Source organism: Clostridium puniceum, assembly GCF_002006345.1.
Taxonomy (GTDB): domain Bacteria; phylum Bacillota; class Clostridia; order Clostridiales; family Clostridiaceae; genus Clostridium; species Clostridium puniceum.
The window spans coordinates 1-22,279 of the sequence record NZ_LZZM01000210.1 but is presented as its reverse complement, the minus strand read 5'-3'; the positions used below and the strand labels follow the sequence as shown (position 1 = coordinate 22,279).

Here is a 22,279-nt window from a genome sequence, read left to right as displayed (position 1 = left end):
TGTATTTTTCTCTAATGAGAAGTTTTACAATTTATTTCATTAGGGACAAGTGTACTAAATCTATTATTTTTGAATGAGCTAAACAAACATGTAGCAAATACGCAGTAATATCTAAAAATAAAATTATACATATTAGAAATGGGAAAGAAGGAATTTAGAATGAAAAAATATAATTGGGCTATTTTAGGAACTGGTAATATTGGTAGAGAAATGGCGACTGCATTAAATGAAGTAAATGGTGAAGTATATGCAGTAGGCGATATTAATCTAGGAAAAGCACAAGAATTTGCACAAGAATTCAAGGTAGCAAATGTTTATAATGACTGTGATGCGATGATTGAAAATCCAAATGTTGATATAGTATATATTTCAACACCACACAATCTACATTATGAATATTTATTGAAAGCAGTAAAAAATGGAAAGCATGTTTTCTGTGAAAAAGCAATTACAGTAAATGCAAAACAATTAGATGAAGTAGTTGCCATTGCTAAAGAAAAAAACTTAGTTATTGCAGAAGGAATGACAATGTTCCATATGCCTTTATACAAAAAATTAAGAGAAATTGTTAATTCAGGTGCTATAGGTAAAGTAAAAATGGTGCAAGTTAACTTTGGTAGCTGTAAAGAGTATGATGTGACAAATCGTTTCTTTAGTAAAGAACTAGCAGGTGGAGCACTATTAGATATAGGTGTTTACGCAACTTCATTTGCAAGATACTTTATGGAAAGCAAACCAAATGTAGTTCTTACTACGGCTAAATATTTTGAAACTGGAGTAGATGAACAATCTGGTATAATTATGAAAAATGATTGTGATCAAATGGCAGTTATGGCTTTAACTATGAGAGCAAAGCAACCAAAACGTGGGGTTGTTGCAGGAGAACTTGGATACATTGAGGTAAATAATTATCCAAGAGCTGATAAAGCAACGATTACTTATACAGAAGATGGAAGAACAGAAGAACTTCAGTTAGGAGAAACGTCAAAAGCTCTTAATTATGAAGTTGAAGATATGCAAGAATATATTACCAATAAAACCGGTGATGATCAACTTCAATTATCAATTGATGTTACTCACTTATTAAGCGAAGTAAGAAATCAATGGGGATTTGTATATCCTTTTGAATAAAATTATATTCATATTATAGTAATGCAAATGCTTATTATGCATTAATAGGCATTTGTATTAGTTGTTTTGTAGATATATAATTTATTTAATAGGCATATAAGGCAAGAATATTGGTCTGTTATTTAAAAAATGTGTCTAAATAATAAGTGAATAGGAGAATATGTAAAATGTATCAATGTTGTATTTTTGATTTGGATGGTACTTTAGTGGATTCTATTAAGGCCATTTCCTATACTGCTAATTTGACTTTAAAAAAGTATGGATTAGGACCTGTAGATGAAGAGCATTATAAAATATTTGTTGGTGATGGATATAAGAAGTTAATTGAAAGAGCTTTAATTTATTGTGGTGATAAAGACTTAATACACTATGAAGATGCACTGATTACTTATATGGAATATTTTAAAGTCTATTGTATGCATGAAGTGAAAGCCTATGATGGAATTAGTGACATGCTATATTATTTAAAGAAGAATAACATTAAAATTGCTGTTTTATCTAATAAGCCTCATGAAAGAACTATTGATAATGTGGAAGGCATATTTGGAATTGGATATTTTGATAAAATATCTGGTGAAAAAGATGATGTTAAGAGAAAACCAGATCCAGAAGGTGCAATTATTACTGCCAAGGAACTTGAAATTTTACCATACCATTGTTTATATATAGGAGACACTAATACCGATATGAAAACTGGAATTGGAGCCGGAATGGATACTGTTGGCGTTACTTGGGGATTTCGAAATCGTGAAGAATTAGAGAGTTATAATCCCAATTATGTGATTGATCATCCCCGTGAAATTATAGATATTATAAAGAATCTGCAAAATCAAGTGAATCTTTGATTTATACATAATTAAAAAATACGAAGGAGGAGAATAAAATTGACTAGTGATGATTTAAAGAAAGCTTGTGCTAAAGAAGCTCTAAAATATATAAAAAATAACACGATAATAGGTCTAGGTGGAGGTAGTACTATATCCTACTTAATAGATTATATAAGAGAGGATAAAGATCTTAATGTTAAGGTGGTTACCCCTTCAATGAAAACAAAAATGCTGTGTATAAAAAATGGATTAGAAGTTCTTCATGCTTGCTCTGTTGATAAAGTAGGTGTAGCCTTTGATGGATGTGATGAAGTTGATCTAAATCTAAATGCATTAAAAAGTGGTGGTGGAATTCATACTAAGGAAAAATTAATTGCAAGTATGGCTGATGACTACATACTTCTTGTAGATGATACTAAAGTTTCAAATACACTAACGTTTAAACATCCTGTTGTACTTGAAATTTTGCAAGATTCATTAGGGTATGTTGAAAGAATAGTTACAGAATTAGGTGGAAAACTAACAATTAGAAATAGTTCAGCAAAAGATGGCTTTACAATAAGTGATAATGGAAACTTATTGATAGATGTAACGTTTGAAAATGTTACTGATATTTACAAACTTGAAAAAAGTCTGCAAAATATTTGTGGAGTTGTTGACACCTCATTATTTGTGAATGTTGTTACTAAGGCGCTAGTTACAGGTATAGATGGCATTAGAGTAATTTCTAAAAAATAAATTTATATATAAGTTCTAATTAAGAAAGTTCATAATTTAGTTGGTTGTCTTATCCAATCACTCTAATATAGAAATTAAATCTTAATGAACAAAATTTTTTAGAACATATATATTTAAGTTTTAGTAATAAAATAATGTCAGTATACTAAGCTATTTTTTATCATATTCAATATTTATCATGTTTAGAAGTATGGCAAAAGAGAGAAGTTGGATACAGATTTGTTAAATTTTTTGAGTTCTATAGAACAAATCTGTATCCAATTTTGTTGGTTATATGCATAAGTATAGTTCAAGTTTAGATTATCTATATAGGGTTTCTCATTAAGATTTAGTTATAACCACTAATTTTATATAAACTAAATTTCAGTCATATTATCATTAGTATATAGAAGCCATATATAACTTTTTCAATTATCGATAATATTTCATATTAAGCTCTCATCATGAGCATTAGTATTTTGATTTCCCCTAAAGCCATAACCATCTGAAATTATTCTACCAATGCCAGTTACCTTTCCAGTTATACAGCCTCTACAATGGGCAGGTGTATCACCAGTACATATTTTACCTGGATATAATGCATAAAGTTTTCTATACTCACCTTCAGTAACATTAGGCATTACAACATTAGCACCACTTTGAAGTGCAATTATTCTTCCATTTGGCGTTAAAGATTCCATTGCAGTTGTAGCCGGAATATTTATATCAGGTAGAATTAAACGTGTTAAAGCCATAACTTTTAATGCTAAAGTAAGGTCACCGCCCTTTGAAGCTTTTAATGGGGTATCCTCATTTGGTATAAATGGACCAATTCCAATCATATCTGCATTAATTAGTTTAAAGAATAATATATCTTTAGCTATAGATTCTAAGGTTTGATTTGGAAGTCCAACAAGAATTCCACTTCCAACTTCATATCCTAAATCTCTTAAGTTGTTTAGACAGTCTAATCTTTCTTCAAAACTCATATTAGGATCCATGTCTTCATAAAGCTTTTTATCTGTAGTTTCAATACGTATTAAATATCTATCAGCACCAGCTTCCTTAAATGCTTTATACTCTTCATAAGTCTTTTCACCTAAGCTTAAAGTTAAGGCAACTCCTAAATTTTTTATTTCTTTTACTATTTCAGTCATTCTTTCTTTAGTAAAATAATCATCTTCTCCACCTTGAAGAACAAGAGTTTTATAGCCATAACTAACAGCTTTATTTGCAAAATCTAATATTTCTTCTTTAGTCAATCTATATCTTTCAAGATTTTTATTGTCTCTTCGAAGTCCACAATACATACAATTTCTCTTACAGATGTTTGTAAATTCAATTAAGCCTCTTAAGTGAACATAGTCACCTAAAAATTCTTGCCTAACTTCATCAGCAGCCTTGAAAAGTTCTTCATTTATATTATCATTTTGTAATAATTCCAATATTTCATCTTTATCTAAATTATGAGTAAGTTTAGCTTTTTCAATAAGTTTATTCATGGTTCCTCCTATATCAAAATAAAATTAACGATATCCATTGATTATTTCTTAAATATTAACTGTTATTAGTATACTATAGAATTTAGAAATATAACAATACAAAGGTTCTTAGTAAAAATAAGATATTGAATAATATTGTATAAAAAACTTATAAGATATAATTTTTATAAATTGAGATTTGATTTGGTAAAAATTATATGAAATTCACTAATCTCATGAAATATATTAACAAGAAATAATATAAGGTTATATGAAAATAATTTTATTTATTAATTCATATAACCTGTTTTATATAGAAGTTTAATATTCTTTAAGCAGCTTTATTTCTAGAGTTAATATTATGTTTTTCGTGAACTTTTTCATTTTTGTCTTCAATAAGGTCTCTTATTACTTTAAAGGTTTGTATTATTAAAGTTGGGAGGAAGGCAAGTAAATGTACTAATAATAGTTGATTGCTGCTAAGAGCAGTTATTTCAAATAATCCTTGAAGCACTGGTACAAGTAGAACTATATTTACAAGTAAAACACCTGCTATAAAAGCCATCCAACTGAATTTATTACTGAAAACTCCCAGTCCAAAGATAGATCTTTTACCTCGGCAGTTAAAGCCATGGAATAATCTAGCTAAACATAAGGTACTAAATGCCATAGTCATAGCAAGTCCGTGATTTCCTGTATTTAAGCCAATATGGTAAGAGACCATAGTGAATATTCCTATTAACAAACCTTGGATACCAATATCTTTAATAAAATCTTTAGTTAATATAGATTCTTTAGCATCTCTAGGCTTATCCTTTAAAACATCTTTTTTAGATTTTTCCATACCAATTGCAATAGCAGGTAAACTATCTGTTACTAGGTTAATGAATAATAAATGTACTGCCGCAAATGGAACTGGAAGTGCAAATAGTGATGAATAAAGTACTGCAAGTATTCCAGATGTATTACCTGAAAGAAGGAATTTAATTGAGTTCTTTATATTAGCATAAATATTTCTTCCATTAGTAACAGATTTAACAATAGTTGCAAAGTTATCATCTGTTAAAATCATAGAAGCTGCATCCTTTGAAACTTCAGTACCTGTTATACCCATTGCGATACCAATATCCGCTTGCTTTAGTGCAGGAGCATCATTAACACCGTCACCAGTCATAGCTACAATTTTGCCTTTATTTTGCCATGCTTTAACTATTCTTATTTTATGCTCAGGAGATACCCTTGCATAAACTGAAATATGTTTTAACTTAGAATTAAGTTCATCATCAGACATTTTATCAAGCTCCAAGCCTTCTACAGCTAGGTCACCTTCTTGCAAGATTCCAATTTCCTTAGCAATAGCAGAAGCAGTAATCTTATGATCTCCAGTAATCATGATTGGTTTAATAGAGGCCTTTATACAATCACTAACTGCTTCTTTAGATTCTTCTCTAGGTGGATCAATCATTGAAATTAATCCAAGGAAAGTAAAGTTATGTTCATCTTCTAAAGTAAGTTCCTTATTTTCCTTAATTTCTTTATAGGCGAAAGCTAAAACTCTTAGACCTTGTGATGAAAGTTCCATATTAGTTTTATTTATATTAGTTTTATCCTTTTCGGTAAAATCTGCTATTCCAGCTGAAGTTTTAATTGAAGTTACTCTATTCATTAAGACATCAAGAGCACCTTTAGTAATCATTATATACTTTCCATCTATTTGATGAAGTGTACTCATAAGTTTTCTATCAGAATCAAAAGGAATTTCCTTAAGTCTTGAATAAGTATTTCTACATTCAATTTCATCTAAAGAATATTTATGACCTAAATTTACTAAAGCAACTTCTGTTGGATCACCAATCTCAGCACCATCTATAGAAGTTGAGTCATTACAAAGTACAGAGCTAGTTAAGAGGAAATTTGAATCAGAATCTTTAAAATTTATTTTATCACTATCAATTAATTTATTATCAACAAATATCTTTTTAACAGTCATTTTATTTTGAGTTAAAGTACCAGTTTTATCAGAACAAATTATAGATACACACCCAAGACCTTCTACAGCCTTTAGTTTCTTTATTATTGCATTTTCCTTAGCCATGGATTGAGTGCCTATAGCTAGTACAATAGTAACGATTGAACTAAGAGCTTCTGGAATGGCAGCAACAGCAAGGGCAACAGCAAACATTAATGAATCTAAAAGAGGGGTACCTCTATACATGCTTAATCCAAATACAATAACACAAATCCCCATTATTCCAATAGCTAACTTTTTAGAGAATTCATCTAAGGAAACTTGAAGTGGAGTACTCTTTTCTTGTGTTTCTTCCATAAGTGTAGCAATTTTACCAAGTTCTGTGTTCATACCAGTACTAGTCACAAGTACAGTAGCTCTGCCATAAGTTACTAAAGAGCTAGAAAAAACCATATTTATTTGGTCACCTAAAGCAACATCTTCCTTGTTAATAACATCAGGAAATTTATCAACACTTTCAGATTCACCAGTTAAAGAACTTTCATTAACTTTAAGAGAAAAATTTTCTAAAATTCTACCATCAGCAACGACTAAATCACCAGCTTCTAGTACTAAAATATCTCCTGGAACAACATGCTTTGATGGAATTTCAATTTTAACTCCATTTCTAATAACCTTAGCATTAGGAGCGGATAAAGCCTTCAAACTATCCAGGGATTGTTCAGCTTTAACATATTGGACTGTACCTAAAATAGCATTCATAGTTATAACAGCTATAATTACAAAAGTACTTTCCATATTACCAGTCATTGCAGAAATGATAGCAGCAACAATTAAAATAATTACCAATAAGTCTTTAAATTGTTCTAAGAATACAGATAAAATACTCTTTTTCTTTTTTTCATTTAAAATGTTTTCTCCTACAGAATTCAGTATTTCATTGGCTTTTGCACTAGTCAGTCCTTCTAAAGTTACATTAAATTCTTTTAATGATTCTTCAGTTGTTTTACAAAAATATTTCTTCATGCAACATCTTCCTTTCAAATTTAATATTAGATATCTTTAAGGAATTTTGATAAGTTCTTATTATAAATAAGATAGATTTTAAGTATTTTAATTGATATTTTTAGAGATAAGTTAAAGATAAAAATATAATATAAAAAATAAAATTCCTATAGAATCAAAGGTGAAAAAATAAAAAGCCTTATTAAAAATAATTATTAACAAAAAAGACTTTTAATATAACTTCAAAAATTTGAAGTTATATTAAAAGTCTCGTTGCCACACAGGCACATAACACCAGACTATAAAAGATAGCCGCGATTGTTGATGTTATATTTATAACTACTCCCTCTTAATATGAACGATTATTTAATATTAATATATTATAAAATTAAAAAAATGTCAATAATATTAAGATATTTTCCAAAATAATCTCGGATTCATTTATGGTAACATCTTAGTATGCTACATTGTATTATGTTCCTAAATAATAACAATAAAGAATTATATACTATGTTCTAAAAAATTTTGTTCATTAAGATTTAATTTCTATATTAGAGTGATTGGATAAGACAACCAAATAAATTATGAACTTTCTTAATTAGAACTTATATATAAAATTTATTTAAATTAGCAAGTGTTAATTTAAAAGTATTAACTTATAGGATTTAATTTATAATTAAGGTATAATATACTAATGAAATAAAAATGGAGGATTGAATTATGACAGGACTTGTACTTGAAGGTGGAGCCTTTAGAGGTCTATTTACAGCAGGTGTTTTAGATGCTCTTTTAGATATAAAAGCAGAATTAAAATATGTAATAGGAGTTTCAGCAGGAGCAACAAATGCATATTCATATATTTCTAAACAAAGAGGAAGAAATTTAGAGATAATGGAAAAGTTTATGGATAATAAGAGGTATATAAGTTATGGAAATTTAATTAGATATAAATCTCTTATGGATTTAGATTTTGTATTTGATGAAATACCTAATAAGCATTGTATTTTTGATTATAAGACCTTTTATGAATTTGATGGGAAAATGCTCGCTGGTGCTTTTAATGTTGAAACGGGAGATGTTGAGTATTTTGATAAAGAATTGCTAGATAAAAGAAATTCCATTCTTAGAGCAAGTATAGCAATACCAATGGCATTTCCATTTGAGAAAATCAATGGTCAATATTATGCCGATGGAGGACTTTCCGATCCTATACCAATTGGCAAATCAATAGCTGATGGTAATGATAAAAATATAATTGTACTAACAAGAAATGATGGATATAGAAAGAAACCATCTAAAGCTAATAAAATAACATATAAAATTTATAAAAATAAATATCCAAAGTTAGCTAAAGTACTAAAGGATAGACATATTAAGTACAATGAACAACTTGATTATTGCAAAGAATTAGAAGAAAGTGGAAAAGCAATTATAATAAGACCTACTATAAGTATGGATATAAATAGATTTGAAAGAGATAAGAATAAATTAAAGGCAATATATCAAAATGGATATGATTTGATTATAAAGGATCGAGAGAAGATAATTAATTATATAAGATAGTTTCAAAAAGTAGCAGAATTGCCTGCTACTTTTTGAACGTTATGACAGGATATAATTTAATAACCAACTTATTTGCGGTGATATTTTTTGAATTTAAAATCAAGAAAAAAATATATTACAATCCATATAAAAGTTCATATAAAACCTAAACAAATAACTGTTGAGTATATTTATATATTTTGAATACTAGGAAGTTATTTTTTTATTTATATGATAATATTTCATTGAATAAACAAGAGGAGAACAAAAATTTTTATTAATAGCGAAAGATATTATTTATATATTACGACTTACTTTATGAAAATATTTTTGATGAACTTAAGTGGTAAAATAAATGAAAAAAGAAAATTTTCTAAAAAGCTTGCGGAAGCATAATCCAAAAGCTTTAGATTATGTTTTTGATAACTACGGAAATCTGATTTTTAAAGCAGCATATTCAGTTCTGAATAATAGAAGTCTTAGTGAAGAATGTGTTAATGATGTTCTTTTTAAAATATGGAATAATATTGATTCATTTAAAAGGGAAGATGATGAATTTAAGAACTCCGTACAAAATTTATGCGAAGTTTTTTATTTAAGTATAAGTTTATATGCAGAGTTAGAAATTAAAAATACAAATTAGTAATTGTAGATTTACTTATTAATTGATCTAAAATTGCAAGGAGAATGACCATAGTATTTTTTAAATAATTTGCTAAAATAATAAGCATCCTTATAGCCAACAGAGTGAGCAATAGATTTTATAGGTGATTCAGTAGAAATCAATAAATCCTTTGCTTTATCTAATCTAAGATTTATTAGATAATTTATAGGAGATTCACCTGTTTTATCTTTAAAGACCTTAGAGATATAAACAGAACTTAAATACATGTTTTTAGCTATATCATCTAAAGAAATATTTTTCATATAATTATTATGAAAGTATTCTAAAATTATTTTAACAATATTGGATTTATCATAAAACGGAAAGTCGTATCTATCAATCTTCTTACTATTTTGAACATAGTTAGTTTCCTTTAAGAAAAGAGCAATTAATTTCATTATAAGGCTCTTTAAAACAAGTTCTTTACCGACTTCGCAAGCTTCTTGCTCTTCTATTATTTCTAAACAGCATTTATGGAATTCATCTTTATATTGTTTAAACTCAATTGGTACATCAAAATTCTCTTTTAAAATATAATTAAGAGGAAGTCCATCAATTTTAATATTACGGAATCCTATATGAAGTTCAGCAGTTTGTTCACCTTTACTTAAAGACTCTTTATGATATACTCCAGGATTAAAAACAAGAAGCGTTTTTTCTTTAATCTTATAAAACTTATCATCTATTTTATAATTAACGATTCCAGATATTACATAACTAAATTCAATGAAATCATGAGAATGATATTTTCCATCAAGAAAGTCTTTATTATCACATTTAAAAGCATACAAAATTTCGGGATTAAAATGTTCAATAGCAATACCTACATACATTGCAATACAGCCTCCTCTATAAGGATCTTAAGTTGTTTAAAACATAGATATTTCAAATGAAATTACTAGGTAATCGAGTAGTGTTTAGAAAAGTTAAAATAAATAATACTCATATGAAATTTCATCTAAAAAGTTTTATTTTATATATAAGAATATACATCATGTAAATAGAAAAGTACATTTCTATTTATTATATTTTATTAGATAATTAAACATGTTAAAAAGAAAAGATTTGAAAAAGGAGGAGAGATTAATGAGTAGTATCAAATGGATATTTACTTATATAAGAAAATACAAGTTTAGATTTTCTTTTGCTCTTACAGCAGTGCTTTTAAGCTCATTAATAGCTATGATTAATCCATATTTAAGTGGAAAATTAGTTGATGAAGTAATAATGAATAATAGGAGGGATATTTTATTACCTATTTTAGAAATGATGGTGGTTGCTACTGTTGTAAAAGCAATTATTAGATATACTTATCAAATGACCTTTGAATTTGTATCTCAAAATGTAATATTTGAGATTAGACAAAAGATGTATGACAAATTGCAAGAATTAGATTTAGACTATTATAACAAGACTAGAACTGGTGATATAATGGCAAGAATGACAGGAGATATGGATGCAGTAAGGCATTTTATATCTTGGGTTATGTATAATATTTGTGAAAATATTGCAGTATTTGTATTTGCAATATTAAGCATGTTTATGATAAATGCAAAATTTACGTTAATGATGTTTACATTAACGCCATTAGTTGCATATTGTGCGTATAAATTTGCAAAGCAAGCGAATCCAATGTTTTTTACAATAAGAGAACAATTTTCTAAATTAAATACAGTAGTTCAAGAAAATATAAGTGGAAACAGAGTTGTTAAAGCATTTGCAAAAGAAGACTACGAAATATTAAAATTTGAAGAGAGAAATAGAGCATATATGGATGCTAATATGGATCTTGCAAATGTTGCACAAAAGTATATGTCTATGCTTAATGCATTATCAAATATGTTTACTATTGTAATGATTTTGGTAGGAGGAATTTTTGTTATAAATGAGACGTTGAGTATGGGTGAACTAGTAATGTTTAATGGACTTATTTGGGCAATAAATAATCCTATGAATATGGTTGGATGGCTTATTAATGATACTCAAAGATTCATTGCAGCTGCTAGAAAAATAAAAATGTTAATTGAAGAGGAAACAAAAATAAAAAATCCTACTTATGGAATTAAACCAAAAAAATTAATGGGTGAAATAGAATTTAAAAATGTTAGTTTTGAATATGATTATGAGCCAATTCTAAAGAATATAAATTTTAAAGTGAAGCCGGGACAAACGGTTGCTATTTTTGGACAAACTGGTGCAGGAAAATCCACAATAATAAATCTTATAGAAAGATTTTATGATACAACTTCTGGACAAATCTTAATTGATGGAATAGATATAAAAAAATACGACTTAAAAGCTTTAAGAAAGAATATAGCAATATCAATGCAGGATGTATTTTTATTTTCGAATACAATAGAAGAAAATATTAGCTACGGAGTATCAAAAGTAGATAATAACAGAGTAGCCTGGGCTGCTAAAATGGCAGATGCAAATAACTTTATTCAAAAATTATCAGATTCATATGAAACAGTAGTAGGAGAAAGAGGCGTTGGATTATCTGGAGGACAAAAACAAAGGATAACCCTTGCAAGATCAATAATGAAATATCCTTCAATATTAATATTAGATGACACAACATCAGCTTTGGATGTGGAAACTGAAGCTATGATTCAGGAAAATTTAAATACAATATATAAGGATAAGACCTGCTTTAAAATATCCCATAGAATTTCATCTATAAAAGATTCAGATTTAATTTTGGTTTTAGAGGATGGAGAAATAGTAGAAAGTGGAACCCATGAAGAATTATTAAGCATGAGAGGAAATTATTATAGAGTTTATAACGCACAATATGGTGATTATTTAAATGAAAAGGATTATGAAAACTCAAGGGAGGTGGTATAAATGGCAAGAAATAAATATGATGTGGATGAAGAATTAGGCACACCTTTTAGCTTAAAATATTGCAAAAGATTATTACGATATGTAATTCCATATAAAAAAGAAATGATCAGCACTCTTGTAATCATGCTTATATCAAGTATATCAAGTTTGCTTGGACCATACTTGGTAAAGATAGCAATGGATATCAATATACCTAATAAAGATATAAAAGGATTAATAGTAGTATGTATTTTATTTTTTATTACCATAGTAATAAGCGCTATATGTATGAAATATAGGATTAAAACTATGACTTATGTGGGGCAAGAAGTTGTAAAAAATATTAGAACGGATTTATTTAAGCATCTACAAAAATTATCTTTTTCTTATTATGATAGCAGACCACATGGAAAAATTTTAGTTAGAGTAGTTAATTACGTAAATTCATTAAGTGACTTATTATCAAATGGTCTTATAAATCTATTGACTGATTTATTTAGTATTATTGTAATAATTGGTTTTATGATATTTATAAGTCCTAAGTTAACATTAGTATGTATGATTGGAATGCCTATTCTTGCAATAATCGTAGCGTTACTTGCAAAGGTTCAAAGAAGGACTACTCAAGCTTTTAGTAATAAGCAGTCTAATCTTAATGCATACATTCAAGAGAGTATAAGCGGAATGAAAGTTACTCAAGCTTTTGCTAGAGAAAAAGCAAATGCAGAAAAATTCAGAACAGTAAGTGATGAAAATAGAAGCACATGGATGAATGCTGTAAAATACCAATTAATGCTTTGGCCAGCAATTGAAAATACATCAGTATTTACAGTTTCTCTAGTATATTTAATTGGAGTAAAATCAATTGAAGAATCAATAACAATAGGAACACTTATAGCTTTTGTGGGATATATATGGAGGTTTTGGAATCCAATAGTTAATATTTCTAATTTTTATAACACATTAATAATGGCTATGGCGTATTTAGAAAGAATTTTTGAAACTTTAGATGAACCAGTAAATATAGCTAATTTGCCACAGGCATATGAAATTCCACAAATAGAAGGTCATGTAGAATTCAAAAATGTATTATTTAAGTATGAAGATGAAGATAGAGAAATATTAAAAAATATATCTTTTAGTGTTAGTGCCGGAGAAACCATAGCCTTGGTTGGGCCAACAGGTGCAGGAAAGACAACCATTATAAATCTTTTAAGCAGGTTTTATGATGTAACATCTGGTGAAGTCTTAGTAGATGACAATAATATAAGAAATGTTACATTGGACTCTTTAAGAAAACAAATGGGTGTTATGCTTCAAGATACATTTATTTTTTCAGGAACTATCTTAGACAATATAAGGTATGGAAAATTAGATGCAACAGAAGAAGAAGTTATAAAAGCAGCCAAGGCAGTTAAAGCACATGATTTTATAGTGAATTTAAAAGATGGTTATAATACAGAAGTTAATGAAAGAGGAAGTCGATTATCAGTAGGTCAAAGACAGTTGATCTCGTTTGCAAGAGCACTACTTGCAGATCCTAAAATATTAATTTTAGATGAAGCAACCTCAAGTATAGATACAAAAACAGAACAAGCACTTCAAGAAGGTTTAGATAGATTGCTTAAAGGAAGAACGTCCTTTGTAATTGCTCATAGATTATCAACTATAAAAAATGCTACAAGAATAATGGTCATAAACGATGGGCAGATTATAGAACAAGGAAGCCATGATGAACTTATTGGACTAAAAGGTGAGTACCATGAACTTTATACATCACAATATAAGATGATTAAAGCAGTATAGATATTCAGAAGAAACTTTTGGTGGAAGATAAAAATAAAATCTCATATTATAAATATGTCAAACTCAGTTAAAATTAAAAGCTATATAATATTACAAATTGAAGGATAAAAATGAGAATGTTATAATTGTAATAAAAATAACAAAGAGGATGGATTATACAAAAATTATGGATATAAATAAATTGACCCTAATAAATAATTTAGATTTAAAGTTATATTATTGTGGTACAGAGAAGTGTAGTCCTAATCATTATTGGGGTCCTGCAATTAAAGAACATTATAAAATACATTATATACACAAAGGTAAGGGAATTTTCAGAGTGGGAGATGAAACTTATCACTTAAAAGAAGGGCAAGGATTTCTTATATGTCCTAGTGTTATTTCATATTATAAAGCAGATGATAAGGAACCTTGGAGCTACTCATGGTGTGCATTTAATGGGATTAATGCAGAAGCATACTTAAAACGAGCTAATTTAACAATTAAAAATCCTATTCTTCAATATAATAAAGATGACAAGGTAAGTGAATGCTTTGAAAAAATGATGCAAGCTATTAATGTGGAAAAAAGCAGCGATTTAAGATTGCAGAGTTTGTTATATCTTTTTTTAGCAACTATAATTGATGAAGCGGTTTTAGATTTATCCTATAAAGAATCTAAAATAAATAAGAATATGTATGTAAATAAAGCAATTGATTTCATACAAATTAATTATTCCCGTAAAATAAGAGTTTCTGAATTGGCAAAGTCCATAGCCTTGGATAGGAAATATATTTCAAAATTATTTAAAGATATAGTTGGAGTTACGATTCAAGATTATTTAATAAGTTTTAGAATGAATAAAGCTAAAGAGATGATGAAAGACAGGCAGTTATCAATAGGAGATATATCACGTTCTGTAGGTTATGATAGTCCATTAATATTTTCAAAAGCATTTAAAAAAATTAATGGATTATCGCCAAGTAAATATAGGAATTCTATTGAATAGCTTATGCCTCTATCTTGTTGGAAAAGATTTAAAAACTTTTATTTTTATACTATACTTATTAATTTTAAGAATTAACCATAATTCTCAACTTAGTTTTGATAGTCTCTAAGTATAATTTAGAGACATAAGGTAATATATATCTGACATTATGATATTTATTCTATGCTGTAATAATGCTATCCTTAAGAAAGCGAAGAAATACAGAAGATATTAAATATAGAATATATATCAAACAAAGATATATATAATACCAATTATTAGGAGGGAAACAAAAATGATATATAACAGATGTGGAAATAGTGGACTTAAATTACCAGCTATATCTTTAGGATTATGGCATAACTTTAGTGAAAACGATATATTTGCAAATAGTGAAGCAATTTTAAAAAGAGCTTTTGAACTAGGAATAACACACTTTGATTTGGCTAATAACTATGGAAGACCAGCTGATGGTTCTGCAGAAGAGACTTTTGGAAGAATATTAAAGAAAAATTATACTCCATATGATAGAGATAAAATGGTTATATCTACAAAGGCTGGTTATGATATGTGGGAAGGACCTTATGGTGATGGTGGTTCTAAAAAGTATTTAGTTGCAAGTTTGGATCAAAGTTTAAAACGTATGGGACTTGAGTATGTGGACATATTTTATCATCATAGATACGATCCAGAAACTCCATTAGAAGAAACAATGGCAGCTTTAGATTTAATGGTTAGACAAGGTAAAGCCTTGTATATAGGAATATCAAATTATGGGCCAGAACAAACTAAGAGAGCATCAGAAATCTTAAAGAAGTTAGGAACACCTTGTTTAATAAATCAACTTAGATATTCAATGTTTGATAGACATATTGAAGGAAAGCAATTTAAAGTGCATAAAGAAGAAGGTATTGGAACTATAGCCTTTGTACCACTTGCACAAGGATTACTTACTAATAAATATATTAATGGAATTCCAAGTGACTCAAGAATAGGAAAAAATAGTTTATATTTACATGAAAATGATGTGACAGAAGAAAAGATAAAAAAAGTTATTGCACTTAATGAAATTGCAAAAGAAAGAGGTCAAAGTCTTGCTCAAATGGCACTTGCATGGGATTTAAGAGGAGATGTAACATCAGTATTAATCGGAGCAAGCAGACCATCGCAAGTTGAGGATAATGTAAAATCATTAGAGAATTTAGAGTTTTCTAAGGAAGAATTAGATAGAATTGATGAGATTCTAAATAAATAAAAAATATCCTATAATAAGATAAAATAGTAATAATACAATGATAATTATCAAGTAAATAAATATAAGTGCTAATAAAGATATAAAGTGATAAATAGTATGAACAAAAGTTTATTGTTGTAAATTATTAATAATATTATAAAGAAAATAAAAAAAGTAATATACAATTTATAAAAAATATTGTATAATTGTAAAATATTAATAAAAATATAATTAAATAAATACTTCAAAGGAGAAGAACAAATTAGAAATTTCTATATGGATTTTTAATTTGTTCTTCCTTTTTTTAGGTTTAAGTATAATTTAATGTTAAAAATAACTTTTTATAAAATTATTGACAAATAATAGCATATAGCTTATATTAAATTCATATAATGCCTATAAAAATAATAGGAATAAAACTAATGTTTAGCTAAAACTCTTAAGATAAGATGATTTATAAATATTTGAGCTAATTAATAATCTTAAATCATATTAGAAGTGTAGAAATGATTAAACGGTAAAAAAATAATAAGGGGGATTATTTCATGAAAAAAAGAATTTTATCATGTGTGCTTGCAGGAATACTTGCCACCACAGCACTTGTAGGTTGTGGTGGTGGACAAACTGCTAAAAGTTCAAGTAATGGGGGAAAAACATTCGTATTTGCACAAGGAGCTGATCCTAGAGGATTAGATCCAGCTTTTGTTGATGATAGTGAATCAGCTAAGGTTATGTGTAACATATATGAAGGACTAGTTAAATATGGGGATGACAATACAAATATTGAACCATGTTTAGCAGAAAACTGGGATATTAGTTCAGATGGTAAAGAATATACTTTCCATCTTAGAAAAGGTGTTAAATTTCATGATGGTACAGATTTTAATGCTGATGCAGTAGTTAAATCTGTAACACGTCAATTGCCTCCAAACGCAACAAAGGATATGCCGTATGCATCATTTACATTTAATGGAGTAAAAAAAGTTGAAGCAGTTGATGCAAATACAGTTAAATTTACACTAGAGTCTGCAAATACTCCATTTTTAGCAAATCTTGCAATGACACTTGCTGCACCAATTGTAAGTCCAACTGCACTAGAAAAAAATAAAGGAAACTTAAATGAAGCTCCAGTTGGAACAGGTACATTTAAATTTATTTCTTGGCAAAAAGGAGAGAAAGTTACACTTGAAAAGAATAATGAATATTGGGGAGAAAAAGCAAAACTTGATAAGATAGTAATTAAAATTACTAAGGAAAATTCAGTAAGGGCTAGTGAGCTTATGACTGGTTCAATTGATGCGATGGATGGATTAGATCCAAGTGATGTTGATAAGTTAAAAGAAAAGAACATGAATATATTCTCAAAACCAGGAATGAATATAAATTATATGGCATTTGACTGCGACAGACCTCCATTTAATGATCCAAAGTTAAGAGAAGCTGTATCATATGCAATTAATCGTGAAGAATTAGTTAAATATCTTTATCAAAATTATGCTGATCCAGCAAAAACTATGTTACCTAACTTCATAGCGGGATATAAGGATGTGTCAGCATATGAATATAATCCAGAAAAAGCTAAACAAATGCTTAAGGAATTAGGAAAAGAAAATCTTCAAGTTAAAATGATTACTTATTCTAATCCAAGACCTTACAATTCTGTTGGAGGACAAAAATTAGCAGAAGCAATTCAAAATTACTTAATTAAAGTTGGTATTAATGCAACAATTGATGTATATCAGTGGACAGAATACAAAGATAAAACTAAGCAAGGTGAAGGTGATATTAAATTCTATGGTTGGAATGGTGATAATGGAGATGCAGATAACTTTCTATCATTAGTTGATAGTAAAGAAATTGCTTCAAGTTTAAATGTTGCTAGATATACAAATCTAGAAGTTGATAAACTTCTGGCACAAGGTAAAGCAACACCAAATGGAGATTCAAGAAATGCAATATATGGACAAATTCAAGATGTGCTTGCAAAAGAAGCACCATGGGTTAACATTTCATATTCAAAGCAAATGGCCGCTTCATCATCAAAGGTTAAGAACTTTAGCATTCATCCAACAGGTTCGGTTTTCTTCCAAAAGGTTGACAAAGAATAATTACTAAGTTTATTTTGTTAAGCTCCGGCAAAAAGTCGGAGCTTTCCAATTAACTACATATTTGAAGAGGTGAATTTATGCTCAAATATTTTATTAAGAGATTATTATTACTTATACCAGTAGTTCTTGGCGTTTCAATTCTAGTATTTTTAATAATGCATGTTTTGACTACTGATCCTACGTCAATAATATTAGGTCAACATGCCAGTCAAGATCAAATTGATGCATTAAGGCAGCAATTAGGATTAAATGACCCTTTATACAAGCAATATTTAAATTTCATAGGTGGTATTTTAAACGGTGATTTTGGTATTTCTCTAATAACTAAAAGCTCTGTAGCTACTGAAATTTTTTCAAGATTTCCTGCCACTATTGAACTTGCAGTAGTTTCTATAATTGTAGCATCTATTGTAGGTATAACACTTGGAGTATTATCAGCTGTAAAACAAAATTCTTTTTTAGATTACCTTTGTATGGGAACATCTTTAGTAGGAGTATCTATGCCTATATTTTGGCTTGGATTAATATTAATTGTTGTATTTTCTGTTATTTTAGGATGGCTTCCTGTATCAGGAAGAGCAACTATAGGTTTAGAACCTGATAAGATTACAGGATTATATTTATTAGATAGTTTGCTTAAAGGTAATATGACTGCATTTTTTGATTCATTAGAACATTTAGTTTTACCTGTGATTGCACTTGCATCATATTCTACTGCTATTATTGCACGTATGACACGTTCTACTATGCTTGAAGTTCTAGGACAAGATTATATTAGAACAGCAAGGTCTAAAGGGTTAGCAGAGAATATAGTTATAAAGGGTCATGGTCTTAGAAATGCTTTAATTCCAGTATCAACTGTTATTGGACTTCAATTAGGCTCATTACTTGGAGGAGCTGTTTTAACTGAAACAGTTTTCTCATGGCCTGGAATTGGTAGCTATACAATTGATGCTATTTTAAAATCAGATTATCCTGTAGTACAAGGCTCCGTCATGATAATGGCGATTATATTTGTTTTAGTGAATTTATCAGTTGATTTACTTTACGCATTTATAGATCCTCGTATCAAATATTCTTAAAGGAGGAGCTTTTTATGGATACAAATATTTTAAATTTTCAAGAAGAAAAAAAATCAGTAATGAATAGATTCAAGAAAGTTATGGGATCAGCTATTTCAAATAAGGCTGCATTTCTTGGACTAATTACAATTATATTAATATTATTTGTTGCTCTTTTTGGTACCTTTATAATGCCATGGGATCCTAATAGTGGAGATTTATCAAGTAGTCTTCAGTCCCCATCTGCCTCTCATTTCTTTGGGACAGATGAACAAGGAAGAGATATTTTTTCAAGGGTGATTGATGGTACTAAAATTTCACTTAGAGTTGGTATTATTTCTGTTGCGATAGCTTTATCAATTGGAACTATAGTTGGTTCGATTTGTGGATATTTCGGAGGAAGGCTTGATATGTTTTTAATGAGAATTATGGATATAATCTTAGCATTCCCTTCATTATTACTTGCAATTGCATTTATGAGCGCTTTAGGTAAAGGTCTTGATAAAGCTGTTATTGCAATTAGCATAGTTACAATTCCAGAGTATGCACGTATAGTACGTGGATGTGTACTTTCAGTACGTGAAAGTGAATATGTACAAGCAGCAAAAGCTATTGGCAATAATGATTTTATTATAATTTTCAAACATGTACTTCCCAATATTTTATCACCAATAATTGTTCGTGCAACACTTGGAATTTCAGGTGCTATCTTAGATGCAGCAGCACTAGGCTTTCTAGGACTCGGAGTTCAGCCACCTTATGCTGAATGGGGAACAATGCTTGGTTCAGGTAGAAGTTATTTCTATAATGCTCCATACATAATTTTATTCCCAGGTTTTGCAATTACAATTACAGTACTTGCTTTTAACTTATTCGGAGATGGACTTAGAGATGCACTTGATCCTAAGTTAAATAGTTAAGGAGGAGTAGATTATGTTACTTGAAATAAAAAATTTAAAGACAGAATTTAAAACTAAAAAAGGAACTATTTGTGCTGTAAATGGTGTTGATTTTAGTGTTGATAAGGGTGAAGTAGTAGCTATAGTTGGTGAATCTGGAAGTGGTAAAAGTGTTACTTCTCTTTCTATAATGAGGCTTCTTTCAAAATCTACTAAAACAGAAATTACGGGTCATGTATTATTTAAGAATAAAAATTTACTTAATAAATCAGAAAAAGAAATGCAAGAAATGCGTGGGAAAATGCTTTCTATGATATTTCAAGAACCTATGACATCTTTAAATCCAGTGTTTACAATTGGCAGACAAATTTCAGAAGCGATTATTAAGCATGAAAAAGTAAGTACAGCTGAAGCGAAAAATAGATCTATTGAGATGTTGAGGTTAGTTGGAATTTCTTCACCAGAAACTAGAGTTAATAACTTTCCGCATCAATTAAGTGGAGGGATGAGACAAAGAGTTATGATAGCTATGGCTCTTAGTTGTAATCCTGAACTTTTAATTGCCGATGAGCCTACAACAGCATTAGATGTCACAATACAAGCTCAGATACTTGATCTTATGCTTGATATTAAAGAAAAATTAGGAACAGCTATTCTTCTCATAACTCATGATTTAGGTGTTGTAGCAGAGGTTGCTGATAAAGTTGTTGTTATGTATTGTGGAAAAGTTGTTGAAAAAGCTGATGTTAAAGATATATTTGTAAATCCCAATCACCCATATACTAAAGGACTTCTTAATTCAATCCCCAAGATAGATGAAAATTCAGAAAGACTATTTATTATACCTGGTACTGTTCCTAATCCTTTGGACTTACCTTCAGGATGTGCTTTTAGGGATAGATGTCCAAAGTGCATGGAAAAATGTGAAAAAGAACAACCTCCTTTATATAAATTAGGAAATAGAGAGGTTCGTTGTTTCTTATATGAAAAGGAGGATGAAGTTAATGGCTAAAGAAAAATTAATGGAAATAAAAAAATTAAAGAAATACTTTCCAGTAGGCTCCTCAGGATTTTTTCAAAAACATTCTTATGTTCAAGCCGTTGATGATGTTACTTTTGACATATATAAAGGAGAAACTTTAGGAATAGTTGGAGAGTCTGGCTGCGGTAAATCTACTATGGGAAGACTTCTTGTTACTTTACTTGAGCCAACTTCAGGGAAAATTTTGTTTGAAGGCAAGGAAGTACATGATATTCGTAAGAAAAATAGAAAAGATATAAGCAAGAATATACAAATTATATTTCAAGATCCATATGCTTCTTTGAATCCAAGAATGACAATAGGAGATATTATAAGAGAACCTATGAGAATAAATGGTATTGAAAGTGGCGACGAATTGGAAAAGAGACTTGATATTCTTTTAAATCAAGTTGGGCTTGCATCTTATCATAAAAGTAGATATCCTCATGAGTTTAGTGGTGGTCAAAGACAAAGAGTTGGAATTGCTCGTGCTATTTCAGTTAATCCTAAACTTATAGTTTGTGATGAAGCTGTATCTGCACTTGATGTATCTATTCAAGCGCAAATTTTAAATCTTTTAGATGATCTTCAAAAAAAATTAGGATTTACTTATTTATTTATAGCCCATGGGTTAAATGTTGTTAAGCATATTAGTGATAGAGTAGGGGTTATGTATCTTGGCAAGATGGTTGAGATTGCAGAGGTAGATAAATTATACTCTAAAGCGATGCATCCATATACTCAGGCTTTACTTTCAGCAATACCAATTCCAAATCCAGAGAAGAAAAAAGAAAGAATTATATTAACTGGGGATGTGCCAAGTCCAATTAATCCACCAGTAGGATGTAGATTCCATACTAGATGTTCTAAATGTATGGATATATGCAAACAGATAGAGCCACCATTAGTTGAGCTAGAATTTGGGCATAAAGTGGCGTGTCATATATATGATAACTAGTGTCAGACATGTTAATATATTAAAATAAAGAGCGTCTCAAAATTATTAAAAATAATTTTGAGA

General features: G+C 28.9%; 17 protein-coding genes. 14 read left to right on the top strand and 3 right to left on the bottom strand.

All coding sequences use genetic code 11. The features are described 5' to 3' along the window. The first annotated feature begins 159 nt into the window (after positions 1-159). The 3 genes from CLPUN_RS21610 (at position 160) to rpiA (ending at position 2,696) form a co-directional block, all read left to right on the top strand. Complete coding sequence (locus CLPUN_RS21610) at positions 160-1,131, top strand: Gfo/Idh/MocA family protein (protein ID WP_077849296.1); 972 nt, start codon at positions 160-162, stop codon at positions 1,129-1,131. 167 nt (positions 1,132-1,298) lie between these two features. Further along, on the top strand, positions 1,299-1,976 hold the full coding sequence (locus CLPUN_RS21605) for an HAD family hydrolase (protein ID WP_077849295.1): 678 nt from the start codon (positions 1,299-1,301) through the stop codon (positions 1,974-1,976). Between the two features lie 39 nt (positions 1,977-2,015). Continuing rightward, on the top strand, positions 2,016-2,696 hold the full coding sequence (gene rpiA, locus CLPUN_RS21600; RefSeq protein WP_077849294.1) for a ribose 5-phosphate isomerase A: 681 nt from the start codon (positions 2,016-2,018) through the stop codon (positions 2,694-2,696). Between the two features lie 425 nt (positions 2,697-3,121). Here the strand turns inward: rpiA and hydE are convergent, their stop codons facing one another. Beyond that, positions 3,122-4,177, bottom strand: a complete 1,056-nt coding sequence (hydE, locus tag CLPUN_RS21595) for a [FeFe] hydrogenase H-cluster radical SAM maturase HydE (RefSeq protein ID WP_077849293.1) — start codon at positions 4,175-4,177, stop codon at positions 3,122-3,124. Between the two features lie 310 nt (positions 4,178-4,487). Beyond that, positions 4,488-7,151: a cation-translocating P-type ATPase gene (locus tag CLPUN_RS21590; RefSeq protein ID WP_077849292.1), complete on the bottom strand. Its 2,664-nt coding sequence runs from the start codon at positions 7,149-7,151 to the stop codon at positions 4,488-4,490. A 699-nt stretch (positions 7,152-7,850) separates the two neighbouring features. Between CLPUN_RS21590 and CLPUN_RS21585 the strand changes: the two genes are divergently transcribed. Beyond that, entirely contained in the window at positions 7,851-8,693 is an 843-nt protein-coding gene (locus CLPUN_RS21585; RefSeq protein WP_077849291.1) for a patatin-like phospholipase family protein, read from the top strand. Positions 8,694-9,027: 334 nt separating this feature from the next. After that, positions 9,028-9,315, top strand: a complete 288-nt coding sequence (locus CLPUN_RS21580) for a sigma factor (protein WP_077849290.1) — start codon at positions 9,028-9,030, stop codon at positions 9,313-9,315. Between the two features lie 11 nt (positions 9,316-9,326). Here CLPUN_RS21580 and CLPUN_RS21575 read toward each other — a convergent pair whose 3' ends face one another. Then, positions 9,327-10,169 carry an AraC family transcriptional regulator gene (locus CLPUN_RS21575; protein ID WP_077849289.1) on the bottom strand — a complete coding sequence of 281 codons (843 nt, stop codon included), beginning with the start codon at positions 10,167-10,169 and terminating at the stop codon, positions 9,327-9,329. 253 nt (positions 10,170-10,422) lie between these two features. Between CLPUN_RS21575 and CLPUN_RS21570 the strand changes: the two genes are divergently transcribed. The 9 genes from CLPUN_RS21570 (at position 10,423) to CLPUN_RS21530 (ending at position 22,216) form a co-directional block, all read left to right on the top strand. Then, a complete protein-coding gene (locus tag CLPUN_RS21570) occupies positions 10,423-12,183 on the top strand; it encodes an ABC transporter ATP-binding protein (RefSeq protein ID WP_077849287.1) in 1,761 nt (586 codons plus the stop codon). After that, entirely contained in the window at positions 12,184-13,968 is a 1,785-nt protein-coding gene (locus CLPUN_RS21565; protein ID WP_077849286.1) for an ABC transporter ATP-binding protein, read from the top strand. It begins immediately after the preceding gene. Between the two features lie 148 nt (positions 13,969-14,116). Continuing rightward, positions 14,117-14,956, top strand: a complete 840-nt coding sequence (locus tag CLPUN_RS21560; protein WP_077849285.1) for an AraC family transcriptional regulator — start codon at positions 14,117-14,119, stop codon at positions 14,954-14,956. Between the two features lie 274 nt (positions 14,957-15,230). Beyond that, on the top strand, positions 15,231-16,190 hold the full coding sequence (locus CLPUN_RS21555) for an aldo/keto reductase (protein ID WP_077849283.1): 960 nt from the start codon (positions 15,231-15,233) through the stop codon (positions 16,188-16,190). 524 nt (positions 16,191-16,714) lie between these two features. Further along, positions 16,715-18,277, top strand: a complete 1,563-nt coding sequence (locus CLPUN_RS21550) for an ABC transporter substrate-binding protein (protein ID WP_077849282.1) — start codon at positions 16,715-16,717, stop codon at positions 18,275-18,277. 77 nt (positions 18,278-18,354) lie between these two features. After that, positions 18,355-19,359 (top strand): ABC transporter permease, encoded by a 1,005-nt coding sequence (locus CLPUN_RS21545; protein ID WP_077849281.1) that lies wholly within the window; start codon positions 18,355-18,357, stop codon positions 19,357-19,359. Positions 19,360-19,373: 14 nt separating this feature from the next. Next, the gene (gene nikC, locus CLPUN_RS21540) at positions 19,374-20,258 is read left to right on the top strand and encodes a nickel transporter permease (protein WP_077849280.1); all 885 of its coding nucleotides are present in this window, start codon (positions 19,374-19,376) and stop codon (positions 20,256-20,258) included. 13 nt (positions 20,259-20,271) lie between these two features. Further along, positions 20,272-21,249: an ABC transporter ATP-binding protein gene (locus tag CLPUN_RS21535; RefSeq protein WP_077849279.1), complete on the top strand. Its 978-nt coding sequence runs from the start codon at positions 20,272-20,274 to the stop codon at positions 21,247-21,249. Continuing rightward, positions 21,242-22,216, top strand: a complete 975-nt coding sequence (locus tag CLPUN_RS21530; RefSeq protein WP_077849277.1) for an ABC transporter ATP-binding protein — start codon at positions 21,242-21,244, stop codon at positions 22,214-22,216. The genes CLPUN_RS21535 and CLPUN_RS21530 overlap by 8 nt, the downstream gene beginning before the upstream one ends. Positions 22,217-22,279: the final 63 nt, after the last annotated feature.